This is a genomic window from Candidatus Schekmanbacteria bacterium (genome assembly GCA_003695725.1).
Classification (GTDB): Bacteria; Schekmanbacteria; GWA2-38-11; order GWA2-38-11; family J061; genus J061.
Window position 1 is genome coordinate 1 of sequence record RFHX01000346.1, and the last position, 5,452, is coordinate 5,452.

Consider the following 5,452-nt stretch of genomic DNA (forward strand, 5'->3'; position numbering starts at 1 on the left):
AAATTAACATTTATAAATAAAATTATAATTTTATCAGCAGATATTATCTACAAATGCTATCACTCTAACTTAGGAAATAAGGAAAAACAGAAAGTTGGAAGATAGGAAAAAAACCGTTATTTGTAAGTTTGGCTATGTTTGAATCCATACAAAATAGAAATGTGAAACAATCAAACTCTATTTGTAAAAGCAATCATATCCTGAAGTTTCTTTTCGGCTTTACCAGAATTTATCGATTCCTTTGCAATTTCCAATCCTTCTTCCATTGATTCCACTCTGCCCGATGCTGCAATTGCAGCTGCAGCATTCAATAAAACGATATCCCTTTTTCCGCCTTCTGCACCTTTGAGAATTCTAATGATAATGTCTCGATTTATTTCTGCGTTATCACCAATTATTTCATCCCTTCTATGTCGCATCATTCCGAAATCTTCCGGTGCAATTCTATAATCAGAAATTTTACCTTTGTTGATTTCCAAAACTCTCGTCTCTGCACACACGGAAATTTCATCAAGCCCATCATCACTGTGGACAATATATGCTTTTTCTATTCCAAGTCTCAACAGCGTTTCTGCATAGAGGTCTTGCACCTTCTCACTAAAAACTCCCACAACTTGCCTTCGCACTTCGGCAGGATTTGATAAGGGACCTAAAATATTAAAGATAGTTCTTATACCGATTTCTTTACGCACTGGTGCTGCATATTTCATTGCGCTATGAAACTGCGGAGCAAACATAAATCCAATGCCGATTTCATCGATACATTTTGCCACCTTTTCAGGCGACAGGTTAACTTTTACACCCATCTTCTCTAAAATGTCTGCACTTCCGCACCTGCTCGACACGGAGCGGTTACCATGCTTTGCCACTGTAACACCTGCCCCTGCGGCGACAATTGCCGCTGTAGTTGAAATATTGAAAGTTCCTGAAGCATCTCCTCCTGTCCCGCAAGTATCAACTGCATTCACATCATTGAGTTTTATTGTAACCGCCATCTCTCTCATTGCCTTGACTGCACCAATGATTTCTTCAAGTGATTCACCCTTTATAGTGAGGGCAGTCAAAAATGATGCAATCTGGGAGTGAGTAGCTTTTCCTTTAAGAATTTCTTTTATTGCTAAATATGCCTCTTCTTCTGAAAGAGAATTTCCATTCGCCAGTTTTGATATGCATTTCTTCAACATATTGACTTTTTATTTAATCTCTAAAAAATTCTTCAATAGCTCTTTTCCACATTTGGTCAGAATAGATTCCGGATGAAACTGCACTCCGTATAATTTGAGTTTCCTATCTGCAATGCCCATTATCTCTCCGTCTTCTGAATAAGCAGTTATTTCAAAGTTTGATGGCAGAGTATCCTTCTTTATAACGAGTGAATGATACCTTGTAGCTTCAAAGGGATTTGGTAATCTCTTAAAAATATCTCTCCCATTATGCTCTATCATCGATGTTTTTCCGTGCATCAACCGTTTTGCTCTCACAATCTTTGCTGAAAAAGCGGAAGCTATACACTGATGACCTAAACATACGCCAAGCAGGGGAACCTTTCCGGCAAAGTTTTTTACTACATCAACTGAAATTCCTGCTTTGTCAGGCGTACACGGACCCGGAGAAATAACAATGCGTCTGATCTTTTTTCTCTGAAGCTCTTTCACTGTTACTTCATCATTGCGATAAACAATAAAGTCTTCGCCTAATTCGCCAAAGTATTGAACTAAGTTGTATGTAAATGAATCATAATTATCTATCAATATATTTTTTGATCTACTCATAATCAAATTCTGAAGAAACTTTTAATGCTTCAAACATCGCCTTCATTTTATTCATTGTTTCAGTATATTCGCGCTCAGGCACAGAATCAGCAACAATACCTGCGCCTCCCTGCACGTACACCTTATTGTCTTTGAACAACAGAGTCCGAATGGTAATACAGGTATCCATATTTCCGGAAAAACTGAAATAACCAACTGCTCCTGCATAGGGACCTCTTTTTTCAGATTCTAATTCCTCGATTATTTCCATTGCCCTTACTTTTGGCGCACCACTTACCGTTCCTGCAGGAAAACAGGCTCTTATAACATCAAAGACATCTTTATTTTTCTTCAACTTGCCTCTTACATTCGAAACAATATGCATTACATGGGAATAACGCTCAATTGTCATAAGTTCATTGACTTCAACTGTCGATTTTTTTGCTACCCGTCCAACATCGTTTCTTCCAAGGTCAACAAGCATTATATGTTCAGCGCATTCTTTAGGGTCAGAAAGTAATTCCTTTTCTAATTTCCTGTCTTCCTTTTCATCTTTGCCCCTCCGCCTTGTTCCGGCAATAGGCCTCAACTCGATATTCCCTCTTTCTACTCTGACAAGAATTTCAGGAGATGAGCCAACAAGCGCAATATCCCCAAGTTTAAGATAATACATATAGGGCGATGGATTTATTACACGCAAGGCTCTATAAACATTGAAAGGATTCCCTTTGAAAGTGCAAGATAACCTTTGTGAGAGGACAACCTGAATTATGTCACCAGCTCTTATATATTTCTTTGCTCTTCTCACAATCTCTTCAAAAACTTCTTTTTTCATATTTGAAACAGGTTTTATTTGGCTAATCATTCTCCTTTTCTTTCTCTTATCAATCTTTCCGCTTCGCAATTTTTTTATAATGCGCTCAATTTTCTTTTTAGCATCCTGATATGCCTTCGAAGCATCTGAAAGATTTTTCACATAAGCATTGGCAACAACTTTAATCTTGTGGGAAAGGTTATCAAAAACGACTATTGTATCCATCAGCATAAAAATTGCATCATATACAGATAAAACATCTTTGGAATGGTCGCCTATCTTTTCAAAAAAACGGACAAAGTCATAACCGATAAATCCAACTGCACCGCCTGTAAATCTTGGCAATCCGCTAACCTTGACAGGTTTAAATTCTGACAAAATTTCCTTCACAATATCAAGAGGGTCATTTTTGAATGTGCATTTCCTTACCTGCCCATCTTTGATTATTTCAGCCAACTTTCCCTTGCTTCTGAATATGAGTTTTGGCGAAGAACCAAGAAATGAAAATCTTGCCCATTTTTCTCCGCCTTCGATGCTTTCAAAGAGGAAAGAATATTTATTATCATTTATCTTGCTGAATGCCGATACAGGCGTTTCAATATCGCCGTAAATTTCGCGATAGACAGGAATAAGATTGCCTTTCGTCGCTAATTTTTTAAATTCATTAAATTCAGGATAATACATTTTATTTTATTGATTCATCCGTTGTTTCATTCAATTCGTCTTCCTCAATTTTCTCGCCTATTATAGAAGTTCGAAGAAGAAGCTCGCCGATTTCTTTCTTCATCTTTTCGTTTTCTATAAGGAGGGATTCAACCTGCTTCTTCATCCTTTTCAGCTCTTTATCCCTATACATCTCAAGAGCTGAAACTCTTTTGTCAAGTTTATAGATTTTGTCCTCTACTTCATAGGCAGGAATGCAGGAAATTAGTGAGAGAAAATAACTAAACAGCAAAGAAATTATTAAAATTCTTAAATGTTTCATTTACGGCAACCTATAAAAATTTCAGATTTCATATCTCATAATATTGAAAAAAGTTTTCCAATCAACTCGTGCAATTTACTCCAATTCCCGGCATAATCAAAGTGTAAAATCAGATAAATACATTTTTTGGAAATTTCAAATGCTTCATTCAAAAATAGAGGCACAGCAGAATAGCCATCGCCTAATATAACCATCATTATGCCTACAAAAAAGACATTCAAAAATAGAACAACTGAAAACGAAAAAACTATTCCGTTGTTCAATATATCACTCTGTCCAAGATGAAAATCCTTAAAAAGAGCAGCTAAATGTTGTCCAAGAAAAAATCCCGTAATGAAAACAATATAAATGCCTGCACTTTTTATAAAAAATGGTTTGATTCCAGACACAACAATTGCAATGATAGGAAAACAATAGGGTGAAAGTTCAACTAAAAAATTTGAACGCGATACGCTAACCTGTCCCCCTTTTTTTGGATATACTGACAATGATTTTACATCTCCCAAAAAAAGTAATGAAAAAAAACCGTGGACAAGTTCATGGACAAGAACTTCTCCAACATCGACAAAATCATAACCAATCCATTTAACTAAATAGCGCAGGAGAAAATAAAAAATAATACCTGAAATAAACACAATGTTAATTGGGTTTATTAATAGAAATCGCTTTATTACCTCAAACAACGCAAGAGAAAAGATAACGCCTGCCGGCATTACAAAGAAAAATCCTATCAGATTTTTACTCATTGTTTTCATAGCCCAATATTTTATTTTACCAATCCTTCAAGTGCAAGTTATAATACTTGACCCGGGACCTTTTGATGTTTATAAAAATGAAAAGAATCTTTGGTAAATTATGGAAAAAAAAGAGATAGTAGAAAAAGTAATTACATTCCTCGAATTTCAAAAATCCTTGGGAGTTAAAAATTTTATCATAACTCCTTCTACTAAAGGGCAATCAGTAGAAAGTGCCTCCAAAAGCAAAAAGGAAATGTTGGATGAACTTCGCAGCACAATCGGCGAATGCATTGAATGCCGGCTTCACAAAGAAAGGACAAATCTTGTTTTTGGGGACGGTAATCCTGAAGCCAAAATAATGTTTGTGGGCGAAGCTCCGGGAAGAGATGAAGATATTCAAGGAAAGCCCTTTGTCGGAAGAGCGGGAAAACTTTTGACAGATATGATTAAAGCAATGGGCTTCAAAAGAGAAGAGGTATATATCGCAAATATTATAAAGTGCAGACCGCCTCAAAACAGAAATCCGATAAAAGATGAAATAGAAATGTGTGAACCCTATTTGAGGAAACAGATAGAAATAATCAAGCCAAAGATTATTATTGCCCTTGGAACATTTGCAGCCCAAACTCTTTTGAAAAGCGAGGAAAAGATTTCTCAACTTAGAGGCAAATTTGCATATTACGAAGATATAAAATTATTACCTACCTATCATCCCGCCTTTCTACTGAGAAATCCTCAAAAAAAGAAAGAATCTTGGTCTGACCTAAAGATGGTTTTAACAGAGCTCGGACTTCCTGTTCCAACTGTTCAAAAAAAGAAATAGCTTTTTACCGATTCAAAAGATCTTTAAATAATTTAGAAGGCCTGAAATTTACAACTTTGCGTGCAGATATTTTATAAGGCGTCCCAGTTTTTGGATTTCTTCCTATTCTCTCTTTTTTTGAACGAATCTCAAACTTTCCAAAACCGCTAAGAATGATATCATCCCCTTGGGCAAGGGTACTTATCAAAGTATTTAAAATTTCTTCAACAAGTTCAGATGATTCTTGTTTGCTCAACCCCAATTCTTCTCTTATCTTTTCTTTTAAATCTTCTCTTGTCATTTAATCTCTCCCCTGCCTGAAAGATATTGAAAATAAATATAATATATATACCTGTCTATCAT

Annotated in this window: 7 protein-coding genes; 1 reads left to right on the forward strand and 6 read right to left on the reverse strand. The window is 35.9% G+C overall.

The annotated features are described in order from the left end of the window. Positions 1 to 170 precede the first annotated feature (170 nt). From trpD to D6734_12615, 5 genes are read right to left on the reverse strand one after another with little or no spacing between them, the layout of a single operon-like run. Positions 171 to 1,184 (reverse strand): anthranilate phosphoribosyltransferase, encoded by a 1,014-nt coding sequence (trpD, locus tag D6734_12595; protein ID RMF92307.1) that lies wholly within the window; start codon positions 1,182 to 1,184, stop codon positions 171 to 173. 9 nt (positions 1,185 to 1,193) lie between these two features. Continuing rightward, positions 1,194 to 1,772: an aminodeoxychorismate/anthranilate synthase component II gene (locus D6734_12600; GenBank protein RMF92313.1), complete on the reverse strand. Its 579-nt coding sequence runs from the start codon at positions 1,770 to 1,772 to the stop codon at positions 1,194 to 1,196. Next, on the reverse strand, positions 1,765 to 3,249 hold the full coding sequence (gene trpE / locus D6734_12605) for an anthranilate synthase component I (GenBank protein ID RMF92308.1): 1,485 nt from the start codon (positions 3,247 to 3,249) through the stop codon (positions 1,765 to 1,767). Before trpE ends, D6734_12600 begins: the two co-directional genes overlap by 8 nt. Before the next feature lies 1 nt (position 3,250). Further along, positions 3,251 to 3,550 carry a hypothetical protein gene (locus D6734_12610; protein RMF92309.1) on the reverse strand — a complete coding sequence of 100 codons (300 nt, stop codon included), beginning with the start codon at positions 3,548 to 3,550 and terminating at the stop codon, positions 3,251 to 3,253. A 35-nt stretch (positions 3,551 to 3,585) separates the two neighbouring features. Further along, positions 3,586 to 4,305, reverse strand: coding sequence for a hypothetical protein (locus tag D6734_12615; protein ID RMF92310.1), 720 nt, complete (start codon positions 4,303 to 4,305; stop codon positions 3,586 to 3,588). A 100-nt stretch (positions 4,306 to 4,405) separates the two neighbouring features. On the opposite strand from D6734_12615, the gene D6734_12620 reads away from it, so the two are divergent. Then, complete coding sequence (locus D6734_12620; protein ID RMF92311.1) at positions 4,406 to 5,110, forward strand: uracil-DNA glycosylase; 705 nt, start codon at positions 4,406 to 4,408, stop codon at positions 5,108 to 5,110. A 4-nt stretch (positions 5,111 to 5,114) separates the two neighbouring features. Here D6734_12620 and D6734_12625 read toward each other — a convergent pair whose 3' ends face one another. Further along, complete coding sequence (locus D6734_12625; GenBank protein RMF92312.1) at positions 5,115 to 5,390, reverse strand: integration host factor subunit alpha; 276 nt, start codon at positions 5,388 to 5,390, stop codon at positions 5,115 to 5,117. Positions 5,391 to 5,452 lie beyond the last annotated feature (62 nt).